Annotated in this window: 19 protein-coding genes; 13 read left to right on the forward strand and 6 right to left on the reverse strand. The window is 43.4% G+C overall.

Annotation, left to right across the window (positions count from 1 at the left end):
- Positions 1-13: 13 nt before the first annotated feature.
- Genes HPS56_RS09530 through mraZ form a run of 4 tightly spaced genes read right to left on the reverse strand, consistent with a single transcriptional unit; the run spans position 14 to position 4,084 of the window.
- Entirely contained in the window at positions 14-2,164 is a 2,151-nt protein-coding gene (locus tag HPS56_RS09530; protein WP_172275911.1) for a PASTA domain-containing penicillin-binding protein, read from the reverse strand.
- Complete coding sequence (locus tag HPS56_RS09535) at positions 2,161-2,685, reverse strand: FtsL-like putative cell division protein (protein WP_216655787.1); 525 nt, start codon at positions 2,683-2,685, stop codon at positions 2,161-2,163. Before HPS56_RS09535 ends, HPS56_RS09530 begins: the two co-directional genes overlap by 4 nt.
- Positions 2,686-2,711: 26 nt before the next feature.
- Positions 2,712-3,629 (reverse strand): 16S rRNA (cytosine(1402)-N(4))-methyltransferase RsmH, encoded by a 918-nt coding sequence (gene rsmH / locus HPS56_RS09540; protein ID WP_172275912.1) that lies wholly within the window; start codon positions 3,627-3,629, stop codon positions 2,712-2,714.
- Complete coding sequence (gene mraZ / locus HPS56_RS09545; RefSeq protein WP_172275913.1) at positions 3,626-4,084, reverse strand: division/cell wall cluster transcriptional repressor MraZ; 459 nt, start codon at positions 4,082-4,084, stop codon at positions 3,626-3,628. Before mraZ ends, rsmH begins: the two co-directional genes overlap by 4 nt.
- A 304-nt stretch (positions 4,085-4,388) precedes the next feature.
- Between mraZ and glsA the strand changes: the two genes are divergently transcribed.
- Together glsA and glsB are read left to right on the forward strand one after the other, a co-directional pair.
- Positions 4,389-5,216 (forward strand): lyso-glycine lipid O-acyltransferase GlsA, encoded by an 828-nt coding sequence (gene glsA, locus HPS56_RS09550; RefSeq protein WP_172275914.1) that lies wholly within the window; start codon positions 4,389-4,391, stop codon positions 5,214-5,216.
- A 64-nt stretch (positions 5,217-5,280) separates the two neighbouring features.
- Positions 5,281-6,276, forward strand: a complete 996-nt coding sequence (gene glsB / locus HPS56_RS09555; RefSeq protein ID WP_172275915.1) for a glycine N(alpha)-acyltransferase GlsB — start codon at positions 5,281-5,283, stop codon at positions 6,274-6,276.
- Between the two features lie 451 nt (positions 6,277-6,727).
- On the opposite strand, the gene dgt is transcribed toward glsB, so the two are convergent.
- The gene (gene dgt / locus HPS56_RS09560; RefSeq protein WP_172275916.1) at positions 6,728-8,065 is read right to left on the reverse strand and encodes a dGTP triphosphohydrolase; all 1,338 of its coding nucleotides are present in this window, start codon (positions 8,063-8,065) and stop codon (positions 6,728-6,730) included.
- Positions 8,066-8,440: 375 nt separating this feature from the next.
- On the opposite strand from dgt, the gene dut reads away from it, so the two are divergent.
- From dut to HPS56_RS09580, 4 genes are read left to right on the forward strand one after another with little or no spacing between them, the layout of a single operon-like run.
- On the forward strand, positions 8,441-8,878 hold the full coding sequence (gene dut, locus HPS56_RS09565; protein ID WP_172275917.1) for a dUTP diphosphatase: 438 nt from the start codon (positions 8,441-8,443) through the stop codon (positions 8,876-8,878).
- 27 nt (positions 8,879-8,905) lie between these two features.
- Positions 8,906-10,633 (forward strand): tetratricopeptide repeat protein, encoded by a 1,728-nt coding sequence (locus HPS56_RS09570; RefSeq protein ID WP_172275918.1) that lies wholly within the window; start codon positions 8,906-8,908, stop codon positions 10,631-10,633.
- Positions 10,630-11,478, forward strand: a complete 849-nt coding sequence (gene lolB1 / locus HPS56_RS09575; protein WP_172275919.1) for a lipoprotein insertase outer membrane protein LolB1 — start codon at positions 10,630-10,632, stop codon at positions 11,476-11,478. The genes HPS56_RS09570 and lolB1 overlap by 4 nt, the downstream gene beginning before the upstream one ends.
- Positions 11,479-11,523: 45 nt before the next feature.
- Positions 11,524-13,110: a murein hydrolase activator EnvC family protein gene (locus HPS56_RS09580; RefSeq protein ID WP_172275920.1), complete on the forward strand. Its 1,587-nt coding sequence runs from the start codon at positions 11,524-11,526 to the stop codon at positions 13,108-13,110.
- Positions 13,111-13,114: 4 nt separating this feature from the next.
- Here the strand turns inward: HPS56_RS09580 and HPS56_RS09585 are convergent, their stop codons facing one another.
- Entirely contained in the window at positions 13,115-14,203 is a 1,089-nt protein-coding gene (locus tag HPS56_RS09585) for a M20 family metallo-hydrolase (RefSeq protein ID WP_172275922.1), read from the reverse strand.
- 294 nt (positions 14,204-14,497) lie between these two features.
- Between HPS56_RS09585 and HPS56_RS09590 the strand changes: the two genes are divergently transcribed.
- The 7 genes from HPS56_RS09590 (at position 14,498) to HPS56_RS09620 (ending at position 21,639) form a co-directional block, all read left to right on the forward strand.
- The gene (locus HPS56_RS09590; protein ID WP_172275924.1) at positions 14,498-16,306 is read left to right on the forward strand and encodes an AMP-dependent synthetase/ligase; all 1,809 of its coding nucleotides are present in this window, start codon (positions 14,498-14,500) and stop codon (positions 16,304-16,306) included.
- Between the two features lie 55 nt (positions 16,307-16,361).
- Complete coding sequence (prfB, locus tag HPS56_RS09595; RefSeq protein WP_172275926.1) at positions 16,362-17,483, forward strand: peptide chain release factor 2; 1,122 nt, start codon at positions 16,362-16,364, stop codon at positions 17,481-17,483.
- A gap of 53 nt (positions 17,484-17,536) precedes the next feature.
- Positions 17,537-17,680: a hypothetical protein gene (locus HPS56_RS09600; RefSeq protein ID WP_172275928.1), complete on the forward strand. Its 144-nt coding sequence runs from the start codon at positions 17,537-17,539 to the stop codon at positions 17,678-17,680.
- Between the two features lie 36 nt (positions 17,681-17,716).
- Complete coding sequence (locus tag HPS56_RS09605; RefSeq protein ID WP_172275930.1) at positions 17,717-18,205, forward strand: CYTH domain-containing protein; 489 nt, start codon at positions 17,717-17,719, stop codon at positions 18,203-18,205.
- Between the two features lie 261 nt (positions 18,206-18,466).
- A complete protein-coding gene (locus HPS56_RS09610; protein WP_172275932.1) occupies positions 18,467-20,029 on the forward strand; it encodes a tetratricopeptide repeat protein in 1,563 nt (520 codons plus the stop codon).
- A 141-nt stretch (positions 20,030-20,170) separates the two neighbouring features.
- A complete protein-coding gene (locus HPS56_RS09615) occupies positions 20,171-20,521 on the forward strand; it encodes a DUF3244 domain-containing protein (protein ID WP_172275934.1) in 351 nt (116 codons plus the stop codon).
- A gap of 212 nt (positions 20,522-20,733) precedes the next feature.
- Positions 20,734-21,639, forward strand: coding sequence for a hypothetical protein (locus tag HPS56_RS09620; RefSeq protein WP_172275936.1), 906 nt, complete (start codon positions 20,734-20,736; stop codon positions 21,637-21,639).
- The last annotated feature ends 12 nt before the right edge of the window (positions 21,640-21,651 follow it).

Consider the following 21,651-nt stretch of genomic DNA (forward strand, 5'->3'; position numbering starts at 1 on the left):
CTTAGAAATGATGCTATTCAAGTATTATTGTGCATAGTTGTCCTTTTATTGCCGTTTTGCCGGCCGCACAGCTTTGCTCCTTTACTTTTCCCCGGCCTTTCAGGCACACTTTCAGTCCTCTGCTCTCAAGCATATATACGGCGTCGCGTGCTCCCATGCCCGTTACGTCAGGTATGGTGTTGCCATGGTTTCTTGTGCGTGTGAGAGTCACATTCCCTGTATTCAGTGCGGCTTTTCCCCATATAGGATTTCCGTATGCATAATTGCCCTTCCATTCCGTATCGGTCTTTATTCCGAGGTTTGTGAGGACATAGTCTGCGGACATGATGTTCCCGTTTTTGACATCCGGAATCAATATGGATGATGTGTCGTGTGCTTCCTCTGCGCTTAGCTTCAGGTTTTGGGCCATGACACCTTCTGCTATATTATGGAACACTACACCACTCATTCCTCCTCCGGATGCAGGCAGGCCTGATTTCTGTATACATACTATGCAGCTGTATCTTGGAGCATCGGCAGGGAAGTATCCTGCAAAGCTGAGAAGATAGTTCGTGACACCGCTTTTATATCCTCCGGCCCCTTTGGAAATCTGTGCGGTTCCGGTTTTTCCCGCCACTTTGAATGACTTTGAGCCTGCCTTTGACCCGAGTCCCTGGCTTACAACATGTTCAAGTATTGTCTGAATGTAATCCAATGTCTTTTTTTTGCAGATGCTTTCTTTTATCACCTCCGTAGGAAATTCCATAACAGTCTCTCCGTCCTTGACAATCTTTTTCACGAATCGTGGGCGTACCATTTTCCCGTTGTTTGCTATTGCATTGTAGAATGTCAGTGTCGATATGGGAGGTATCTGTGTTTCGTATCCTATGCTCATCCACGGCAACGCGGTTTTGCTCCAGTTTGTATACTGTCCGTGTTTGTTTTTTTTAGGCATGCGTATGCGTGGTTTTGCAGCACCGACAAAAGGAAGGTTCAAGTCACTGGCAAGACCTGTGCGATATATTCCTTCAATGAATTTCTCAGGATTATTTCCATAGTTTTCATCTATTATCCGGCTTACTCCTATATTTGAGCTTACTTCCAATATTCGCGGCACGGAAATGACTTGGTAGCCGCCGCGCCTCCAGTTGTGGTCTTTCATGTCACGGCCGTGCATCTTCCATATTCCGCAGCCTGTGTCTACCTTGTAGGTGGTGTCTACGATACCGTCGTCCAAAGCGACCATCAGCGATGCTGTCTTGAACACGGAACCCGGTTCCAACAGGTCGCTTACGGCATTGTTTCTTATTTCCCGGTATTCACCGTTGCTGCATCTGGTAATATTTACGATGGCCTTTATGTCTCCTGTATGTACTTCCATCAGAATGGCTACGCCTACATTGCCGTCTATAAGTTTAAGTTCGTCTATGACGGCACGTTCGGCGATATCCTGCATGTTCATGTCTATACTTGTCACTATGTCCGCACCGTCAACGGGCGGTGTGACAGGTATGTCCATATATTTGTTTAGTACTTTGCGCCTGTGCTTTATTCCCGTAGAACCTCTGAGGATGGAGTCATACGACAGTTCCAGGCCGCATCTTGCCGTATCCTTGGAATTGAACATGTCGCCGATGGTGCGTTGTGCCAATGAGCCGAATGGCCTGCGCCTTGCGTTTTTCTTTTCCTCGCAATGGAATCCGCCTTTGTAAGGTGAGAGACAAAAGACAGGCAGTTGCTTTACTTTTGTATAGGTATTGTAGTCTATCAGATATGGCCATACAGGCCAGTTCTGTGACATCTTCTTGCGTCCTTTCTCAAGGTGGCGCTTAAAGTCTCCGGCAGACTTTTCCGGGAAGATCTTATGCAATCCGTCGCAAATCAGGTCGATATTGGCACACCACATAGAATCTTTTTCTTTGCCTCCGACTTTGAAATCCATGAATATTTTAAATTCAGGTATACTGCTTGCCATCAGTTTTCCGTTACAGCTGAGAATATTGCCGCGGTTTGGATATGTGTTCACGCTGTCTCGTTTAAGTCTTGAGGCAACTTCAGTCCAGTAGTCTTTTTTAGCTGTCATGATATACAGAGCCTTGCCTATCACAGCCATACCGATGAAAGTCAGTATTACTGCAATCACCAAAAAACGCGGCATTACTTTATTGTTGTTGAATTTGCTCATTTCTCCGGTATGTTAATAATATAAGGTGGCTGGTCTGATATATGTATCGTGCTGTCTTTGTTTGCTTTTAATTTTTCAAGAATCTTGCTTTCCCTGCACTTTTCTGTCAGTGAGCTTGAACATGACAAGGCCTTGTATTTGGCGTCTTTCAGTTCTTTTTCCATTTTATCCATTATGATTATGTCCTGTTGGCACTGGTATCTGAAAGCCACGTATGTCAGTGTAAAGGCGGCAATCAGCAGTATAAGCCACAGCTGACTTCTTATAAACTTTGCATTTAGGATTTCACCTCCGATAATCTCCTTCAGTGAAAGCGATGTGGACGGTCTTGTATCTTCCTCGCGTGCATTCTCGTTTATACGTTGTATGGCAAGATCTAATTGTTTTTCCTCTTCGGTATATTCTCTCCCTTCATTGCTTTCCCTTGTAACGCCATTTGCCGTATTTGTTTTTGATATACAGCTGTCGTTGTCCGCTGTGTCATTCGGTGCCGTATGGTAAGTTTGCTTTTCTTTAGGCATGTTTCTTCCTCCTGTCCGTTCTTATTTCATATTTTTTCTGCAATCCTTAGTTTCGCGCTTCTGCTTCTTGGGTTTTTCAGCTGTTCGTTTTCGTCAGGTATTATGACTTTATTGTTTATCAGCCTGTATGGTGTTTCCGCCCTTCCGAAAAAGTCTTTTGTCAATACCCCCTCTGTATTCCCCGTTTTCATTATGTTCTTTACAATTCTGTCCTCGATGGAATGGTATGTTATGACAGAAAGTCTTCCTCCAGGAGCAAGCAACTGTGTGGCTCCGTACAGCATCTCTTTCAGAGCGTCCATTTCATGGTTCACTTCCATTCTCAGTGCCTGAAAAAGCTTTGCCATGTCTTTTTTTTGTCTTTCACGTGGAAACAGGCTCTCGACGGCCTTTATGAAATCCCCTGTGGTTGAAATGGTCCTGACATTTCTGGCTTTTATTATCGCGGCTGATATCTTTCTGGAATTTTTCAGTTCACCGAACAGAAAGAACATGTTTGCAAGTCTGTCCTCGTCGTATGTGTTCAGTATTTCAGCGGCGGTTGTCCCGGAACGTGTGTTCATCCTCATGTCTATGGGTGAGTCGAACCTGAAGGAGAATCCTCTTGTCTGATCGTCAAAATGATGGCTCGACACGCCTAAATCGGCCAATAACCCGTCTATATGTTCGACATTATAATACTGCATCCAGTTCTTTATATATCTGAAGTTGCTTCTTACAAAAGTAAAACGGCCGGAATACTCGTCCTTTATGTTTTTCTCCGCATCGGCATCCTGGTCGAAACTATACAGATGGGATGTCTTGTCTGTCCTTCTGAGTATCTCGTAGGTATGTCCGCCGCCTCCGAATGTCACGTCTACGTATATGCCTCCCTGTTTTATATTTAGTCCGTCGATACTTTCATTTAAAAGCACGGGAACGTGGTATGTTTCTGTTGTTGTCATTTTATATCTTCATCTGTGTTCATCAATCTTTCAATGGCTTTCCCGAAGTCCTCCAGGTCCATAAACGGTTCTTCCGTCTTTGCCGCGTCCCATATTTCTATGGTCTCATCCATGCCGATGAACCTTATCTCTTGTGTCATTCCGATCACCTTCATGTATCTTTTGGGTATAAGAAAGCGTCCGTTTCCGTCGATGGACAAAGGTTCTACGTCAGATATGAATTGCCTGAATACCTGTTGATGGGGCTTGTTCCATGGACTGAGTCTTTTACGTAAAGTGTCGAGCTGCATGTTCCATACCGATTCAGGATACAGGACAAGACATGGTTGGAAAACATCTTTTCTCAATACCAGACGTTCTTCACCGTTGCATTGCAGTATCTTCCGGAATTGTGCCGGCAGGAAAGCCCTTCCTTTATTGTCTGTTCTGGCTTCGATGTTTCCCAAAAAACGCATACGTACATATTTAAAAGGATTCAGGCGTCAAAGATACATATTTTCCACCATAATCCTCCACTTTTCCCCACTTTTTTTATGGGCCGGTGTCTTTTTTTGATATTTGTCGTTTGTGTGAGCCGCATATTTTTGTCCTGCGGTCTTCTTTCTATTGGTCATTCTGATTATGCGGTATTGAAGTTTAAGAACAAAAAGCAAAGGATTTAATGCGTTTTTACTCTTTTTGACTATTTTCTTTATAAAACAGAATCATTTTTAAAAGTTTTCCACTACTTTTGCAAGTCGTTAGTATAATGTGGAGTAAATGAACCAGATAACAGAGAAAACCATTGATATAGATAAGATACTTGAGGGCAAAATGGGCAGTAAGGCTTCATTCTTGCCTGGTTTTCTTGTTTCATGGCTTAAGCGCATAATCCATCAGGATGAGGTGAACCGTTTTTTATGGGACAGCCGTGACAAGACAGGAACGGAATGGCTTGAGGAGTGTGTACGTTATCTTGACATGACTTTGGATGTTGAGGGAATGGACAATTTGCCTGATAAAAATGACGGGCGGTTATATACGTTTGTAAGTAATCATCCTTTGGGCGGTGAAGACGGAGTTGCCTTAGGGGCAATCATCGGGCGCCATTATGACAGCCGTTTCAGATATCTTGTGAATGACCTTCTTATGAACCTGCCGGGGTTGGCTCCGCTGTGCATACCTATCAATAAGACCGGAAGCCAGAGCCGTAGCTTTCCTGCAATGGTCGAGGCTGGTTTTCGCAGCGATAATCACATGCTGATGTTTCCTGCTGGGATATGTTCCCGGAGGAATGGAGGTGTCATAAAGGATGTCGCGTGGAAGAAGACATTTATAACTAAAAGTGTGGAATATCAAAGAGATGTGGTTCCGATTCATTTTAGCGGAAGGAATTCGGATTTCTTCTATCGTCTTGCCGGCTTTTCAGACAAGTATGTGAAGAAAGTGAATATAGCCATGCTGTTTCTTGTGGATGAGATGTATAAGAATGCTCATGAGTCTTTTCGTGTGGCGATTGGTAAGCCGATACCTTGGCAGACCTTTGACAAAAGCCGTACTCCTGCACAGTGGGCACAATATGTTCAGGATATTGTGTATAAGCTCTGATAATGATTGTATCTCCGTAATATTTATTAAAAACCAAGCAACAAAAAATATTTAAACAAGAGAAATGGAACAAGAGATAATCCAGCCTGTTGACAAAGAGTTGTTGAAAAGCGAACTTACTCAGGAGCGGCAGTTGCGCATGACAAACAGAAGTCACAATGAGATATATGTTGTTGATGTTCATAATGCACCTAATGTGCTTAGGGAGATTGGACGTCTGCGTGAAATCGTTTTCCGTGAGGCGGGTGGCGGTACAGGTAAGCCGCTGGATCTGGATGAGTTCGACACAATGGACAACTGCTACAAGCAACTTGTGGTGTGGAATCCGGAACAAGAGGAGATAATCGGCGGATACAGGTATATTCTTGGCACAGACGTTGATGTTGATGCCAATGGCCAGCCGGTTTTGGCTACGAGCCACATGTTTCACTTCTCGGAAAAGTTCATGCGTGATTACATGCCCAAGACAATAGAGCTTGGAAGGAGTTTTGTAGCCTTGGAATATCAGAATACGCAGAAAAATCCGTCAAAAAGCTTGTTCGCCCTCGATAATCTGTGGGACGGGTTGGGTGCTCTTACGGTGATACAGCCTGATGTCAAGTATTTCTTTGGGAAAATGACAATGTATCCGTCGTATATCCGTAAGGGGCGTGATATGATTCTGTATTTCCTTAATAAGCATTTTGCGGATAAGGAAAATCTTGTGATTCCGATGAATCCTTTGAAAATCGAGACCGACATGCATGAACTTGAATGCCTTTTCTGCGAGGAATCTTTTAAGGAGGACTATAGAATTCTCAACCGTGAGATACGTGCTCTCGGATATAATATACCTCCGCTTGTGAATGCATATATGGGGTTGAGTCCTACAATGAAACTGTTTGGCACGGCAATAAACGACGGTTTTGGAGATGTTGAGGAGACAGGAATACTTATAGCTGTGGACGAGATTCTTGAGGATAAGCGTATGAGGCATATAGATTCTTTTATAAAAGAGCATCCTGAGGCAATGAATATTACAAGCGGTGCGAATGCCGTTATATATAAAGAGAGGAACTGATTCGAGATATCCCCGAAAGTTAACACCCAAAACTTTCGGGGTTTATTATGCCAAGAAAGAACCATGGTTTCCGGCAGACCGTTTATCTGTCAGGGAAATCTGCCCGTACGAAGCAAACGGTTAATTTGTTTTTAAAATCCCGTTCATCGAAGAATTTTGAAATCTATTTACATTTCTGGCGGATGTAAAATTCTCCTCCGATGAACATGCTATTCATGCTCCATGAATGGCATGTTCATCAACCGTGAATGGCCTATTCATCAAGCATGAACAGGCCATTCATTTTTGGTGTATCTTTTGCTGACTGTTAATATGTTGTGTGTCAACGGGTTACATATTTTATGAAAATTCGGAAAATGAGATAAAAACGCTTTGTGAATTTTTATTACATACAGGGCGCGTACATGCCTTTGTTTGCCATTTGATCACAGTCAATTCTTCCGCATTCATATTATACTATAGGCAGGCTTATTCCGTTTATCTTTTGGTAGATGTCAAGTGCGTATATGTCTGTCATGCCGCTTATATAGTCGAGCACGGCTATGATTCTGGTTTCAAGATTGTCGGAGTCGATGTCGTATTGGCTGCTTACCCGTCCGATGAGTTGACGTGAATAATACCGTTCGGGATATACCGCGGCTTCAATCATCTGTTCCATGAGTGTTTCCATGATTTTATAACCTGAAAGCTCTACATCAAGCACAGGCTTGCTGCGATAGATTTTTGTTTTTGAAATACTTTCGCAGTTTTTATATGCAGTCCTGGGAAGTTCGGATATGCTGTCAATAAGGCATCTGTCGAATTCTCCGTTCAGTATTTCATCTTCGTGTTTTACAAAAGCGTCCGCACATTCTTTCTCAAGCAGTCCTATAACCCGTGCTCTCATATATACCACTTTTTCGTTGTCATCGGTTAACTGTTCTTCGGAAATGCGTTTTTTTATTTTGTTTTGTGCGATTTCATCGAAGAATCCGAGCAGCAATCTCTCTGTTTCTTCGAATGACAGGATTTTCAGTTTGTGGGAATCCTCTATGTCCATAATCTCGTAGCATATATCATCGGCCGCCTCCACAAGGTATACTAACGGATGCCGTGCGTATTTTATTGGCTCTCCATCTTTGGATATACGTTTTATTCCCATTTCATCGGCTATTTTTTCGTAGTTTTTTCTTTCGGATGTGAAAAAACCGAATTTTCCGTGTTTTCCGCATGCTTCCGATGAAAAGGGATATTTTACTATTGATGCAAGTGTGGAATATGTAAGGACGAATCCTCCCTGTCTGCGTCCCTTGAATTTATGTGTCAGTAGCCTGAAGGCATTCGCATTTCCTTCGAAATGGGTTATGTCGCTCCAAAACTCCCTGCTTACTTTTTCTTTCAGGCAAGCTCCGTTGCCTTCGGTGAAAAATGTCTGAATGGCTTTTTCCCCAGAATGTCCGAAGGGGGGGTTGCCCATGTCATGCGCGAGGCAGGCTGTAGAGACGATTTGACCGATTTCCTGAAAGAGAGAATCCTTCAGTTCGGGATGTTTTTTTGTAAGTTCCTTGGCCACGTCGTTGCCTAATGACATTCCTACGCATGCAACTTCCAGACTGTGGGTCATTCTGTTGTGTACGAAGATACTTCCGGGAAGAGGAAATACTTGTGTCTTGTTCTGGAGTCTGCGGAAAGGAGCCGAGAAAATAAGCCGGTCATAATCACGTTTAAACTCTGTGCGGTCGTCATTCCTTTCAGGATGCCTGCTTTCCTGTCCGAGGCGCTTGTTTGTTATAAGTTGCTTCCAGTTCATAATACTTATGTCTTTTGATATTCCTAATCTTTATGATCTTGATGCCTTTTAAGGTTAAAGAGTCGGTTTGTCTGATAAAATGTGGTTATGTTGAAGAGCTGTCCTGTTGATTCAAAATGGAACAGTCTTTACAGTTAAAAATCATAGAATGTGCATTTGGTTCGCAAAAATCGTCAAAATTATTGAAATATGCAAGCAATTCCCTTAAAATATTATCATTGTTGTCAAAACATGGATTCCCAGTATTTCAAACGGTTCATGTCGTACACAGTGTGAATACCTCCTGAATCACGTCTGTTTATAGTTTATATAAAATATCACAATATTATATGTAAATTCATTGAGATTAGAAGATAATTAAGTACTTTTGCATTTATGATATCAATAAAGGTAATAAACAAAGGACATCAGAGGCTTCCTGCTTATGCCACGGAGCAAAGTGCAGGAATGGATCTCCGTGCCAATATAGATGCTCCGGTGACATTGCGTCCGATGGAAAGGAGACTTATAGGTACGGGCCTCCATATCGCACTTCCTCCTGGATACGAGGCTCAGATACGGCCGCGAAGCGGACTTGCGTTGAAACATGGCATAACGGTGCTTAACTCTCCCGGAACCATAGACGCTGACTATCGCGGTGAGATAATGGTGTTGTTGGTAAATCTTTCTTCTGAGGATTTTATAGTCAATGACGGTGAACGTATTGCACAGATGGTGATAGCGGAATATGGTAAGGCCGGTTTTGTTGAGGTGGATGAGCTTGACGACACTGCAAGAGGCGAGGGCGGATACGGTCATACGGGAGTGAAATGATGTCGTTTGGATAAATACAGATATGCTATGTGCAGACTTTTCATGTTATTGGTGTTTTCGCTGTCTGTCCTGATGTTGAAGGCCGGGGAGACCGATGGCGCTTGTCTGCGTCCGGAAACATTGCCAAAGGAAAAGCTTTTCGACTATTTTTTTCTTGAAGCTGTCATACAGCGTGAAAAGGGTAATGCGGATGCGGCGTTTGAACTGTTCCGCTATTGTTCCGAACTAAACCCTCAGGCCGCGGAGACGTATTTTTATCTTGCTCCGTATTATGCCTCGTTAAAGGATAAGGAGCGTTCCCTTGACTGTTACCGTAAGGCGGTGACGCTTAATCCGGACAATACTTTTTATATGGAGACATTGGCCGGAGCATATATAGAAAATGAGAAGTATGACGAGGCTATAGCCGTGTTTGAGGATTTGGCCGGGAAAGATGCAGGGAGGGCGGATATCCTGGAGATGCTTGTCAGGCTTTATTCTACTCAGAAGCAGGACGCCAAGGCCATAAGCGCATTGGAGCGTATTGAGAATCTGGAGGGGAAGAGCGAGCGTATATCATACGCCAAGAGCGAAATGTATGTGAACATGGGTGACAGGCAGTCGGCCGTAGATGAGATGAAACGTCTTTCTGACCAGTATCCGTATGACATGAACTATAAGGGTATGTATGGCGATATGCTGTTGATGAACGGACAGGAGTCTGAAGCTCTTGGCGTGTTTGACAGCATACTTAAGGAAGAACCGGATAACAGCCGTGCACAGATGTCGTTGCGCACATATTATATACAGCAGGAAGATACTGCGGCCGCCGATTCAATGACTATGGCTATATTGCTTAATCCGGGCAGTACGACACAGGTAAAGGCGTATGTGCTTCGTCAGGTTATAAGTGAGGCGGAAGACAGGGGTGACAGTGTATCCGTATTGGACTGTTTTTCAAAAATACTCTCACAACCCCAGCAGACAGATGATATAGCTATGATGTGTGCCTCTTATATGGAATTGAAAAAAATGCCGGAAGACAGCATCAGCAAGATTCTTTTGAAGGTTCTTGCCATTTCTCCTGATAATTCCATGGCGAGGCTGAAGCTGCTTGCCTATGCCTACAACCGCAGGGATTGGGATAAGGTAATTGAGATATGCGGGGCTGCCCGTCAGTACAATCCCGGTGAAATGGTGTTTTATTATTATCAGGGTAATGCATATTACATAAAGGAAGATGAGGCCAAGGCATTGGAGACGTTGAAGGCCGGAACATCCACCATTACCGGGGAATGTGACGTGCAGCTTGCTTCAGACTACTATTTTATGATGGGTGAGATTTATCATCATCTGAATATGTATGCCGATGCTTTTGCAGCATACGACTCCTGTCTTCAATGGAAAGAAGACCATGCCGGATGTCTGAATAATTATGCGTATTTTCTTTGTCTTCAGAAACAGGATCTTGACAAGGCGGAGCGTATGGCGTATAAGGCAATAAAGATAGAGCCGGAAAATGCAAACAGTCTTGATACATACGCATGGATTCTGTTCCAGCAGGAACGTTATGCCGAGGCGAAAGTATATATTCTTCAGGCGTTGCAGAATGACAGCGCTTCGAGTGCGGTGGTCATGGAGCATGCAGGTGATATCTTGTTTAAAAACGGTGATACGGAAGCAGCTTTGGAATATTGGAGGAAGGCGTTGGAGAAAGATTCAGGTAATAAGACTCTGGCAAGAAAAATAAAACGTAAAGCTTATATAAGGAAATGAAATGCTCAAGGATATTTGTCGTTGCGGCAATAGCACTGTTGCTGCTTGGCTCGTGCGGAACAAAAAAAGTTGTAGAGAACGTGAATGTTCCGGATGAATCTGTACAGACAAAGGACATGCGTATGCTGCGCAAAGTTCATGGTAATGCAGTGAATGAAATGTTTGTGACCTCTAAAGTGAAAGTGAATGTCGGTATGGGGTCAAAGGATATATCCCTTACAGGCAGCCTGAAAATGAAGAGAGATGACGTGATAAGGATTCAGCTTGTGGCTTTTGGGCTTGTAGAGGTCGGACAGTTGGAGATAACCAAGGATTATATCCTTGTTGTCGACAGGATGCACAAGCGTTATATGAAGGCGGATTACAGCAAGCTCTCGTTTTTGAAGAACAGCGGACTTGGTTTCTATTCTCTCCAGTCTCTGTTTTGGAACGAACTGTTTCTTCCCGGACACAATAAAGTGACAGACGGAGAGCTTGGAAGTTTTGACACTTCTGGACAAGGAAATGATATTGTCATTTCATATAGGCGCGGTGGAATGGCCTGCAGATGGACGGCCGGACAGACCGACGGCCTTATAAGAAAAACGTCTGTTGAGTATGGCGCACAGGCAGGAAAGAAGTCGGAACTTGTGTGGGGATATTCGGACTTCAAGCCGTTTGGCGGTGGAAAATATCCTACAGGCAACAAGGTGACGCTCGTTATTCCGGGAAAGAAAGAACTGAGGCTTGAGATAAATCTCAGAAATGTGGACAATGACAGGAAATGGGATACCCGTATGAAGATTCCCGCAAAATATAAGGAGGTTAATACAGACGAGATATTGCCGCTTCTAATGAAATTTTAGTATGTCTTAACAATAGGTTTCGGTGTTTATACGTGGATTTTAAAGATGAATAGACTTGCATATATAGTGATGGTTTTGTTGGCTTTTTCTTTGGGGATATCCGCACAGAAACGTAAGACGACCGCAAAGAAGAAAACGACATCGCGTGTCATATCGAAGAAAACATCCCGTAAGGCAGGTGCGAATGTTTCTACTGCATCGATAAAGGGACTGCAGCGGCAGAGGGATGATATAAAACGAAACATAAAGAATCATGAGCAGAAACTACGCAATAATGAACGTGATGTAAAGAAAAGACTTCAAAATCTTCTTGTTATCAATTCCGAAATAGAGGGTAAGAGGAAAACTATTGATACAATACGCCGCGATATATCCGTGCTTGACGGAGATATATCCAGATTAAATGAAGACTTGAAGAAACTCAATGCCGAACTTGATGTAAGGAAAGGGAACTATGTGAAGTCGATGAGATATATGCATAGGAACAGTTCCATACAGAGTCGTCTGATGTTTGTGTTCAGTGCCAGGAACTTTTCACAGATGTACAGACGCATGAGGTTTATGCGTGAGTATGCCTCTTATCAGAAAGCTCAGGGGGAAATGGTGAAGACCAAGCAGGCACAGATAACGGAAAGGCGGAAGGAACTGTCAGAAGCTAAAGTCATGAAAAATACGCTGTTGAGCAAGGGAGAGCAGGAACAGCGTAGTCTTGAGGGAAAGCAGACGGAGCAGAGGAATGTCGTTAAGACTCTGCAGAAACAGCAGAAAACAATACAGAATATCATTGTGCAGCAGCGTAAGAAAGACGCTGAGCTGAATAAACAGATAGACCGCCTTATAGCAATAGAGGTGGAAAAAGCGCGCGCGCGCGCCGCAGCGGAGGCGAAGCGACAGGAAGAGGCACGAAGGAAAGCAGCGGAGGAAGCGGAGCGCAAGCGTAAGGAAGAGATCGCCAGGAAGAAAGCGGAGGCAGAAGCAGCCGCACGTGAGAATGCCCGGCGTGTAGCTGAGGCAAAAACCCGTGAGGAGCAGGCAAAAGCCGCTGCTGCCGCAAGTCGTAATGCGAAGGAAAAGGCTGAAAAGGAAGCTCTTGCCAAAAGGGCAGAGAAGGAACGCCGTGATGCTGAGCGTAATGCCGCGGATGAAGCGCGCGAGCATGCAAAAGAGGTGGAGAAACTTAAGAGCCGGAAGTCTGCAACACTATACACTCTGGATTCTGACGACCGTCGTATAAGCGGCAGCTTTGAGAGCAACAGAGGTCATCTGCCGATGCCGGTGGCAGGTTCGTGCAGGATCGTGAGCCATTACGGACAATACAATGTGGAGGGACTTTCGAATGTCAGACTTGACAATAAGGGAATAAATATATTGGGAAATCCGGGTTCAAAGGTTTGCAGTATATTTGACGGAGAGGTCAGCGCGGTGTTTAATCTTGGCGGAGTGGCAGGTGTGATGGTGCGTCATGGAAGCTATATTTCCGTATATTGCAACCTCGGTTCCATAAGCGTGCATAAGGGGCAGAAGGTGAAATCGCGTCAGGTGCTTGGTACTGTAGGTGCGGATAATATACTTCAGTTTCAGCTGCGCCGTGAGAAAGCAAAATTGAACCCTGAGGCGTGGCTTCGGAGATAGTGTGTCATATCTCAAGTTTGTCGAGAAGCAGCACGTATGTACTTATTGCATCCTCTATTTCTTTCAGAAGTATGTATTCATCGGCAGAGTGGGAACGTGACGACTCTCCCGGTCCTAACTTCAGCGACACCCACGGCATAAGAGCCTGGTCGGAAAGCGTTGGTGAGCCGAATGGTTTCATGCCCATTCTTATACATTGCCTTACAATAGGGTGGGATATGTCTATATGTGAAGAGTTCAGACGGAAAGAACGCGCCTTGACCTCGCTTGTAATATTTTTCTTTATGATTTCAAAAACTTCCTCATTCGTGTAAAGCTCGTTGGTGCGCACGTCTATTGTGAATGTACATCTGTCTGGCACAACGTTGTGCTGGCTTCCGGCACCGATTATAGTGACACTCATCTTTGTCGGTCCGAGCAATGCGCTCGTTTTCTCAAATTGGTAGTCTTTAAGCCATATAATGTCGGCTAAAGCCTTATATATTGCGTTTTCACCTTCGTTCCTTGCGGCATGTCCGGCAATGCCATAAGCAGTCCCGTCTATTACCATCAGGCCTTTTTCGGCAATTGCCGGCTGCATTCCGGTCGGTTCTCCTACTATGGCCGCGTCTATATGTGGGAGGCAGGGTCTTACAAGACTGAAGCCTCCTTGTCCGGATATCTCTTCCTCGCATGAGGCAAGGTATACGAGATTATATTTTCTTGGCTTGCCGTTGCCGTTGCGGTTCTTCCCTTGTTCTGTCATTATTCGGAAAGACTGTAATAAAGCCACAAGTCCTCCGCCGCAGTCGTTGCTTCCAAGACCGTATAGTTTCCCGTCTTCAATACTCGGACAGAAAGGGTCGTGTGTCCATGCGCTTGAAGGTTTCACGGTGTCGATATGGGCATTGAGCAGGACTGTTTTCTGTGATGGGTCGTACTCTGGGTCTGTTATCCATATATTGTTTCCTGTTCTATGGTAATCCAGACCACATTTATCTATAAAATTCCCCATTTCATCGGCTGCGTTCTTTTCGTTGCGGCTTGTTGAGGGGATGGCTATAAGTGTTTTCAGGAGCTCTGTGGCCTCTTCGTTTTTTGATGTATATTTCATGATTGCGGTGTTTTTATTATGGTAATAATGCTTTGGGGAAATTCTTTCTTGTAGGTTTTCGGGTAGAAACACATTCCTATAACAGTTCCTTTTTCTGCAAAATTACTCAAAATATTTTATTAAGATGATGTTTCTTCCATAGTTTTTAAGCAGATGTGATTCTAATGATATATTGTATGTCCAATTCTTTTTCAGAGGATTTCTTTTTGTATTATACAAACAGTTTTTTTTCATTTTATTTTGTACTTTGGTTTGCTTGGTGTATCTTTGCATAAACTATAAAGAAGAAATATTATGCAGACAATCAGCCATCTTTCTGTTTTAGTGCATGATCAGGCGAGGAAATACGGAGACCGTGAAGCTCTTGTTTATAAAGACTTCGGAGGAGAAGAATGGAAGTCTTGTTCATGGAACCTGTTTTCACAGACAGTTAAGACAGTGAGCAATGCGATGCTCAATTTAGGCGTCAGGGTTCAGGAAAACATCGGAATATTCTCACAGAATTCTGTGCAGTATCTGTATTGCGACTTTGGAGCATGGGGCGTACGTGCGGTAACGATACCTTTTTATGCCACATGCAGCGAACAGCAGATAGAGTTTATGGTTAATGATGCCAGGGTGCGTTTTCTGTTTGTCGGTGAACAGGAACAATATGACAAGGCTCACCGTGTGTTCTCGTTATGTGACACATTGGAGCGTATAATCATTTTCGACCGTAACGTACGCAAAAGTCCGCATGATCCCAATTCTCTTTATTTTGACGACTTTCTGAAACTTGGAGAGAATCTGCCGCGTCAGACCGAGGTGGAGGCTCTTTATGGACAGGCAAATCCGGTTGATTTGGCCAATATACTTTATACGAGCGGCACTACGGGCAACAGTAAGGGTGTTATGCTTAGCCACGGGCAGTATAATGCTGCTTTGATTGCCAATGGGAAATCAGTTGATGTATCTGATAGAGACCGTGTGCTTGATTTTCTTCCTTTCGCACATATCTTTGAGAAAGGATGGGCTTTGCTCAGTATTTCTGTAGGGGCGACGCTGATTGTAAATACATATCCCCAGGAGGTTCAGAAATCCATGCGGGAGACACATCCTACAAGTATGAGTGCCGTGCCCCGTTTCTGGGAAAAGGTTTATGCCGGAGTCCAGGAACAGATTGAAAGTTCGCATCCTGTGCAGCGTAAGATATTCAGGAATGCTCTTGCCGTAGGCCGTAAACATAATGTGGAATATGTGATGCGTGGTAAGCGTCCTCCATTGGCCCTGCATCTTGAATATAAGATAATAAACAAAACGATATTCAGTCTTGTAAGAAAAGAGCTCGGACTTGAGAATCCGAATATATTCCCTACGGCAGGTGCTACGGTGTCGTCGCATGTGGAGGAATTTGTCCATTCCATCGGTATTAATATGGTTGTAGGGTATGGTTTGACCGAGAGTCTTGCCACTGTTTCTTGCGACCGTTCCGACGAGCCTGTTACAATAGGTTCGGTTGGCAGGCCTTTGGATGGAGTGGAGGTTAAGATAAGTGAGGATGGTGAGGTCTTGCTTAAAGGTCCCACGATTACGCGTGGGTATTATAACCGTGATGACCTTAATGAACAGGTGTTTGACAGTGAAGGATATTTCCGCACCGGTGATGCGGGATATATGAAAGACGGTGAACTGTTCCTTACAGAGCGAATAAAGGATCTCTTCAAGACGTCAAACGGAAAGTATATTGCTCCGCAGATGATAGAGGCAAAGCTTCTTGTGGACCGGTATATAGATCAGATAGCAATCGTGGCAGACCGGAGAAAGTTTGTTTCTGCGCTTATCATACCGGAGTATAGGCTGCTCGAAGAATATGCACGGGAGCATGGCATATCTTTCAAGTGTCGTGAGGAACTGTGTGCAAGTCCTGAAATATATGAGATGATGAAAGACCGTATAGACACGCTGCAGCAGCAGCTGGCGCATTATGAGCAGATAAAACGCTTTACATTATTGCCGAATCATTTCAATATGGAGCGTGGTGAGCTTACGAATACGTTGAAGATGAAGCGGCGTGTTATAAATGAGAATTATTCTGCCGAGATAGACAAGATGTATGAGGAATGACTTTCATATCAAGGCTTGCCGTTAAAAAAGGATTAACAATAAAACAACAGACTAAATGATAACCGCAGACCAGTTGAAGGATGTTTTGGAGCGTGCCGGTGCGCTCCACCGTTATCTTGAGATAGATAAGAAGAAGATTGAATTTGAGGAGGAAGACCTTCGCACACAGGCTCCCGACTTCTGGGAAGACCCGAAGCGTGCAGAAGAGCAGATGAGAAAGGTGAAGGCGATAAAAAGCTGGATAGACGGCTATGAAGAGGTGCGTACTCTTGCTGATGAACTTCAGCTTGCCTTTGATTTCTATAAAGATGAGATGGTAACAGAGGAAGAGGTTGACGATGATTATGCAAAAGCCGTTGAGGCTATAGAGAGGCTCGAGCTGAAAAACATGCTCAGGCAAAAAGAAGACCCCATGGACTGCGTTCTTAAAATAAACAGCGGTGCCGGAGGAACAGAAAGCCAGGACTGGGCATCTATGCTTATGCGTATGTATCAACGTTGGGCTGAGGCACAGGGGCACAGGGTCACCATAAGCAACCTTCAGGATGGTGATGAGGCTGGTATAAAGAGTGTCACAATGCAGATAGAAGGAGGTGAATATGCCTATGGTTATCTGAAAAGTGAGAATGGCGTACATCGTCTTGTGCGTGTTTCACCGTTTAATGCCCAAGGTAAGCGTATGACAAGTTTTGCCAGTGTATTCGTTTCTCCACTTGTGGATGACACTATAGAGGTTTATGTGGACCCATCGAAAATAAGTTGGGATCTGTTCCGAAGCGGAGGCGCAGGAGGACAGAATGTGAATAAGGTTGAGACTGGTGTACGCCTGCGTTATCAGTATACGGATCCGGATACCGGTGAAGAGGAAGAAATCCTTATTGAGAATACCGAGAGCCGTAAACAGTTGGAAAACCGTAATAATGCCATGCGTTTGTTGAAGTCGCAGCTTTATGACAGGGCCATGAAAAAACGTCTTGAGGCACAGGCAAAGATAGAGGCAGGGAAAAAGAAGATTGAGTGGGGTAGCCAGATACGGAGCTATGTGTTTGACGACCGGCGTGTGAAAGACCATCGGACAGGCTTCCAGACATCCGATGTAGATGGTGTTATGGACGGAAAGATAGACGGATTTATAAAAGCTTACCTGATGGAATTCCCTGTGAATGATGAAGAATAAGCAGTCTTTCAGACAGATACGCATTATACTATATAACTAAAACAATAAACATTATGAAGAACAGGAAAAAAGATGCAAGGCGTGTTGCATACGAGGCCAAGCAGGCCAGAAAGGGAAAGAATGTCGCAGCCACGATATTTGTTGTGTGTTTGATATTGTCGTTGCTTTTGATAATATTCAATACTGCAATGTTATAAGTCTTTCCGGCCGTTATGGAGAAATAGACATTTTTTATGAGTGGATTGGAGATTGAAAGGAAATTTCTGGTGTCGGACGACAGCTATAGGCAAAAGGCTTATAGCTGTAGCCGCATCAGACAAGGGTATATCTGCAGCGGGCATGGACGTACTGTCAGGGTGCGAATCCGTGGCAACCGCGGTTTTCTGACAATCAAAGGTCCTGCAGGCAGCAACGGAATGACACGTTATGAATTTGAGAAAGAGATAACGCTTGATGAGGCGGAGCATTTGTTTGATTTGTGTGAGCCGGGCGCGATAGACAAGGTTCGCTATCTCGTCAGAAGCGGAAAGCATGTATTTGAAGTGGATGAGTTCTTGGGAGATAATGAAGGACTTGTCATTGCAGAGGTTGAGTTGCAGACAGAGCAGGAATTTTATGAAAAACCCGATTTTATCGGTGATGAAGTTACAGGAGACAGACGGTTTTACAATTCATTTCTTGCAAAGATGCCATTCTGTAAGTGGAAATCAGGAATTGTATGAACAGGTCAGCCTGTCGGAATGGATATATTAAAAAAGTATTTGTCTTTTCCTGTATGAGGCACGATTTTTATCGTGCCTTGAATTTCTGGCGACTGTCTTGTTTTTTATACCGGAGAGAAAACGGTATAAAGTTTTTTTATTTTTCAGGGAAATGTTTTGATAAAAGAGGTTTTTTTTATACTTTTGCATGAAATAGTGGTAAAGTATAAAAGTCATGGCATAATGTTGATTGTCTTTTTGTCTGTGACGGAAAAATAGTGTATGTGTGCTTCATTTAAATCACTTGTCTGCATATTTGTCATAATAATATTGTCTGCTTGCGGAGGTCATGAGTATCCTGCGTCCCTGTTGACTGTTGACAGCCTTTCCATGGTCCGTCCTGACAGTGCCATTATGGTATTGCGTGGTTTGGAGGAACGTCAGTCTTCCTTTTCTGTAGCAGACAGCATGTATTTCCGTCTTTTGAAGATAAAAGTTTCCGACAAGCTTTATGTCAAGCAAAAATCAGACCATGAGATTCTTGAGATAGTGAAATACTATGAGAATGGTGGTGATCCTCGTCTTCTTCCTCTTGCATACTGTTATGCCGGGCGTGTTTCTTTTGACATGAATAAGTTTTCCGAGGCTTTTGATTATTACAACTTGTGTCTGGGGACAGCGGAAATGGACAGGGATATAGACCTTGTCTCTCTCGTATGCTCGCAGATGGGGCGGATTCTACAGAGATGCAAATTGCCTATGGCTGGGGTAGAGGCATATCAGTGTGCATATAGATGCGATGTCGTGCGTGGTAATGTTCAAGACTTGATGTTTGATTTACGTGATATTGCAATATGCTATTATAATGCAGATAAGTATGATAGTGCTTATCATTATTTTTCAATGGGAACGCGGCTTGCTGAAATTAATAAAGACACAATGTTGTTGTCATGTATAAGATTGAAGCAGGGATCGATGTGTATAAATTTGGGAAGATATGATGAGGCTGAAAGATATTTTGATTTCGTAAAGAGTGTAGGTGACAGTCTTGACCATAATGCATTGTTAGAACTTTATGCCAAACTTTATAGCCGTACGGGGCGTATTGAAGATGCTTTTGCATGTTATGAAGAATTGCAAGATAAAGGTAGTATCTTTGGTAAGCATGTGGCTCATGAAGGTCTTTATAGATATTATACATATATGGGAGACAAAAGTAAGGCTGATTATCATTTAATGTGCTCAGATAGTCTAAGGCGTGAAATAAGAGAAATTGAATCTACGGAGAATATTGCAGGAAAGGATATGGCCTTTAAGAAGTTATTTGTAAAGGGGCGTAATGATAGTTGTGCTATTCTGATCTCTGCTGTTTTTTTATTAGCTGTGTTATGTATTACTGTGATTTATTTGAGGAAGAGAAAGTTTTCGGAAGATGTGACTTGTAATGAAAATGCTGTTTCAGGCATAATGAAAAAGAAGACTCGTCATGTTGTCGATGAGGATTATCTGTTCGAGTCTTCCATATACCAAAAACTTCATTCTTTGATTCATTGTGGCAATACGTCAGAGGTAAGGATGACGGAAAATGACTGGCAGGCCCTTGATGATGTTATAAACCGTACATACGTTGGCTTTAAGCGAAAGATATTCTTGAAGTATGATATAAGTCAGGTGGAATACCGTATATGTATGCTTATTAAGATCAATGTTTCTGTGAAATATATCGGAATGTTGACAAATATGTCAGTGTCCTCTGTTACGAATGTTAGAACCCGCCTGTATAAAAAGTTTTTCGGAATTGACGGGAAAGCCGGTGATACGGATAAGTTTATCCGTTCATTATGAGCGACTTACGTTATGTTGTGAATTAATTGTGAACACATTGTATGACGTGTTCATAAAGTTGTGAATTAATTGTGAACATATATTTGGTGTGTTTGCTCTTACTTTTTGTATATTTGCGAGAAATAAAAGTAAGGGTTTATTATGAATAGTAGATTATTTATTGTTTTTGTATTTTTACTGATATTTCCGTGCCCGTTTGTCATTGCAGGAATAGTCGTTCTTGATAATGATGAAAACGAATTGTCACGTGACAGACATGTTGAAATACCCGTCGTCTCTTTCAACGACAGTATTTTGACCGTGTCTTCCGACAGTATTATAAATAATGTGGAGGTTGTGATAAAGGACCGCTCCGGCAATGCCGTTTATTCAGTAACAGTAGATGCGGTTCCCGATGGCAGCTCAGTTTCTTTGCCCGGAAGTTTTGAGAACAGAGGATATACTCTGGAGCTGTGTTATGACGGTAATTACCTTTATGGTCATATCGAATGACTCTATACGGATAAATTTTGAGACTTTTTCGGAAATTTTCTTTGACTTAAAAGCTTTTTGTGTATATTTGCAATTGATAAACGTGACAATATGTTAGCGCAAAGGATGGTTTTATGACTTGTTATGCTGTTATAGGCTGATGATGTTGCTTTTTGGTATTTTGGAACAAATGACCGTATAATAAATTATTAACAATTAAAATTAACTTGATTATGAGGAAACTGTTTCTTTTTCTTGGCATACTTGCAGCCTTTTATGCCTTGTCATCCTGTTCTGACGATGAAGTTTCCGACAGTTTTGAATCCCCTCCGTCAGTCCTTGGCGTTTCCCGTGCTATGACCGTTGATGAGCTCACGGATCAGCTCCGCCTCTACGACCGCGACATCGGCCTCGCGTACAGTGACGCTCCTTTCAAGAGCCTGAAACCGGTTACTTTCACCACAAAGGACAAGATAAAGATAGCCTTGGCCGATGTAAAGGGCGGTCTGCGCGGTGCCGGCGGCGGTGTTCCCGGTGTTATTGTTGGTGCGGCGGTGCAGTCTTTGATAAAGGCCGCCGAGATTTATGCCTGGAAGAATTTAAAGGCATTGGTGGGCGATGCCGTCCGCAACAATCTTGTTTTGGGTAACGGCAGCTTTTCTTTTGCCGACAGCGTGGGCTATTATCACAATGCGGTTGAGGCCTGCATGTATGAAATAAACAGCAGCAGCCACCTCATGACGTCATATTCCCTTATAGGGCGTGCCGACCTTCTTATGCGTCATTTTTCTTCCGGATATGCGGAAGAGGGCGGTCTTGGCACTGCGGAAAAGAAAGCCATTGCCGAGAGAATAGAAAATGTACGTAATATAGCTGATGACAATCTTTCTTTCGATGCCTATCTGGGCCGGCTTAAGGCAGAGACCCCCGAGGATGCCGGCTACCTTGACTTTGCCGCGGAATATCTTTATACTGTATTTTATGCCAATGTAGATCTTGAAGAATATACCGGTGAGGTTGTCCTTATGATAAAGAACTCCAACATAGACATTGATGATTCCTCTCTTCTTTATAAATGTATACAGATAGCCCACGCCAGCGTGGTTTATGCCCGTAATACGACCTTAACCGAAAACTAAACAGATTTTCTT

The sequence above is a fragment of the Xylanibacter muris genome (assembly GCF_013166605.1).
GTDB classification, from domain to species: Bacteria; Bacteroidota; Bacteroidia; order Bacteroidales; family Bacteroidaceae; genus Prevotella; species Prevotella muris.

Bases quoted from the DNA above. Each gene is read 5' to 3' on its own strand.
- HPS56_RS09530 (WP_172275911.1), bottom strand. From the start codon at position 2,164: ATGAGCAAATTCAACAACAATAAAGTAATGCCGCGTTTTTTGGTGATT.
- HPS56_RS09535 (WP_216655787.1), bottom strand. From the start codon at position 2,685: ATGCCTAAAGAAAAGCAAACTTACCATACGGCACCGAATGACACAGCG.
- rsmH (WP_172275912.1), bottom strand. From the start codon at position 3,629: ATGACAACAACAGAAACATACCACGTTCCCGTGCTTTTAAATGAAAGT.
- mraZ (WP_172275913.1), bottom strand. From the start codon at position 4,084: ATGCGTTTTTTGGGAAACATCGAAGCCAGAACAGACAATAAAGGAAGG.
- glsA (WP_172275914.1), top strand. From the start codon at position 4,389: ATGAACCAGATAACAGAGAAAACCATTGATATAGATAAGATACTTGAG.
- glsB (WP_172275915.1), top strand. From the start codon at position 5,281: ATGGAACAAGAGATAATCCAGCCTGTTGACAAAGAGTTGTTGAAAAGC.
- dgt (WP_172275916.1), bottom strand. From the start codon at position 8,065: ATGAACTGGAAGCAACTTATAACAAACAAGCGCCTCGGACAGGAAAGC.
- dut (WP_172275917.1), top strand. From the start codon at position 8,441: ATGATATCAATAAAGGTAATAAACAAAGGACATCAGAGGCTTCCTGCT.
- HPS56_RS09570 (WP_172275918.1), top strand. From the start codon at position 8,906: ATGTGCAGACTTTTCATGTTATTGGTGTTTTCGCTGTCTGTCCTGATG.
- lolB1 (WP_172275919.1), top strand. From the start codon at position 10,630: ATGAAATGCTCAAGGATATTTGTCGTTGCGGCAATAGCACTGTTGCTG.
- HPS56_RS09580 (WP_172275920.1), top strand. From the start codon at position 11,524: ATGAATAGACTTGCATATATAGTGATGGTTTTGTTGGCTTTTTCTTTG.
- HPS56_RS09585 (WP_172275922.1), bottom strand. From the start codon at position 14,203: ATGAAATATACATCAAAAAACGAAGAGGCCACAGAGCTCCTGAAAACA.
- HPS56_RS09590 (WP_172275924.1), top strand. From the start codon at position 14,498: ATGCAGACAATCAGCCATCTTTCTGTTTTAGTGCATGATCAGGCGAGG.
- prfB (WP_172275926.1), top strand. From the start codon at position 16,362: ATGATAACCGCAGACCAGTTGAAGGATGTTTTGGAGCGTGCCGGTGCG.
- HPS56_RS09600 (WP_172275928.1), top strand. From the start codon at position 17,537: ATGAAGAACAGGAAAAAAGATGCAAGGCGTGTTGCATACGAGGCCAAG.
- HPS56_RS09605 (WP_172275930.1), top strand. From the start codon at position 17,717: ATGAGTGGATTGGAGATTGAAAGGAAATTTCTGGTGTCGGACGACAGC.
- HPS56_RS09610 (WP_172275932.1), top strand. From the start codon at position 18,467: ATGTGTGCTTCATTTAAATCACTTGTCTGCATATTTGTCATAATAATA.
- HPS56_RS09615 (WP_172275934.1), top strand. From the start codon at position 20,171: ATGAATAGTAGATTATTTATTGTTTTTGTATTTTTACTGATATTTCCG.
- HPS56_RS09620 (WP_172275936.1), top strand. From the start codon at position 20,734: ATGAGGAAACTGTTTCTTTTTCTTGGCATACTTGCAGCCTTTTATGCC.